Annotated in this window: 3 protein-coding genes; all 3 read left to right on the top strand. The window is 72.0% G+C overall.

The annotated features are described in order from the left end of the window. The coding region (locus CA984_RS43995; protein ID WP_278249113.1) for a penicillin-binding transpeptidase domain-containing protein at positions 1-269 on the top strand (269 nt) is incomplete at its 5' end. 86 nt (positions 270-355) lie between these two features. After that, positions 356-1,030 (top strand): PAQR family membrane homeostasis protein TrhA, encoded by a 675-nt coding sequence (gene trhA / locus CA984_RS44000; protein ID WP_086579155.1) that lies wholly within the window; start codon positions 356-358, stop codon positions 1,028-1,030. Between the two features lie 10 nt (positions 1,031-1,040). Beyond that, positions 1,041-1,421, top strand: a complete 381-nt coding sequence (locus CA984_RS44005; RefSeq protein WP_086579156.1) for a PPOX class F420-dependent oxidoreductase — start codon at positions 1,041-1,043, stop codon at positions 1,419-1,421. Positions 1,422-1,513: the final 92 nt, after the last annotated feature.

The following is a 1,513-nucleotide window of genomic DNA, read 5'->3' on the forward strand; positions in this document are numbered from 1 at the left end:
GCGGGAGGGGGACCGCCCTGCCGCCGGACGTCGTCACGGGCCTGCGCGCGATGATGCGGGCGGTCGTGACGACCGGCACCGCCTCGTCCGCCGGTTTTCCCCCCGGTACGGCGGGCAAGACGGGGACCGCCGAAGTGGGCGGGGGGCGGGAGCACGCGTGGTTCATCGGGTACCGCGGCAAGGTCGCCTTCGCCGTCCTGGTGAAGAACGGCGGGAGCGGCGCCCAGGCGGCGGTGCCCATCGCGTCGCGCTTCCTGCGGGCGCTCTGAGGGCGCCCCCGGACCGGCGGTGGACCGGCCGGTTCTGTAGGCCAGATCACAACCTACGCTGTCGTAAGTTACGGTAGCGTAGGTTCATGACCACGACCGCTGACGAGAGGTTCACGCTACCGGAGTCGATCAAGCCCCGACTCCGGGGATGGCTGCACGCCGGAGCCCTGCCCGTCGCACTCATCGCCGGATTCGTCCTCGTGGCACTGGGGCCCACGCTGCAGGCGCGGCTCGCCGCCGCGATCTATGCGATCACCTCCGGCCTCCTCTTCGGCATCTCGGCCACCTATCATCGAGGCACGCTCTCGCCGCGCCTGGGGGAGGTGCTGCGCCGTCTCGACCACGCCAACATCTACCTGATCATCGCCGGGACCTACACGCCGTTCGCGATGCTGGCCCTGGACGGGCCGGCCAGGGCGGTGGTGCTCGGCGTGATCTGGGCCGGCGCGGTCGCCGGGGTGCTGTTCCGGGTGCTGTGGACCGGCGCCCCCCGCTGGCTGTCCACCGCCCTCTACATCGCACTCGGCTGGACGGCCGTCTTCGTGCTGCCCCAGCTGCTGGAGGGCGCGGGAGCAATCGCGGTGGCCCTGATCTTCGTGGGCGGGCTGCTCTACACGGCGGGCGGAGTCGTCTACGGCCTGCGCCGTCCCGACCCCTCGCCCCGCTGGTTCGGCTTCCACGAGGTCTTCCACGCCTTCACCGTCGCCGCCTACCTGGTCCAGTACGTAGCGGTGTCGTTGGTGGTCTACGCGGCGGCGTAATGTGCCGGGCATGACGACGATCGAGGATCTGAGCGCCGAGCAGTACGTCTGCCTGACGACGTTCAGGAAGAACGGGACGGCGGTCCCGACACCGGTGTGGGCGGCGGCCGACGGGGACGCCCTGGTGGTCTGGACCCAGGCGGACTCGGGCAAGGTGAAGCGGATCCGTGGCAACCCCGGCGTCGTCGTGGCGGCCTGTGACATGCGGGGGAACACGCGCGGCGAGCAGGTCGAGGGCCGCGCGCGGGAGCTGTCCGCCGGGGAGACCGAGCGGGTCCGCCGCCTGATCGTGAAGAAGTACGGCCTGACCGCCAGGGCGCTCATGCTCGGCAGCAGGCTCCGCCGGGGCCGGGAGGGCACCGTGGCCATCCGGATCGCCCCGGCGAGCTGAGCGCCCCCGGGTCGGGTCAGTTCGGGGTGAGCCTCGGGGTGAGGCTGAGCCGGGTCAGTTGGGGGTGAGCCTCGGGGCGAGGCCGGGAGGGG

It is taken from the genome of Streptosporangium minutum, assembly GCF_002149035.1.
Classification (GTDB): domain Bacteria; phylum Actinomycetota; class Actinomycetes; order Streptosporangiales; family Streptosporangiaceae; genus Streptosporangium; species Streptosporangium minutum.

Coding starts and splice junctions, on each gene's coding strand:
- CA984_RS44005 (WP_086579156.1), top strand. CDS start 1,041: ATGACGACGATCGAGGATCTGAGCGCCGAGCAGTACGTCTGCCTGACG.
- trhA (WP_086579155.1), top strand. CDS start 356: ATGACCACGACCGCTGACGAGAGGTTCACGCTACCGGAGTCGATCAAG.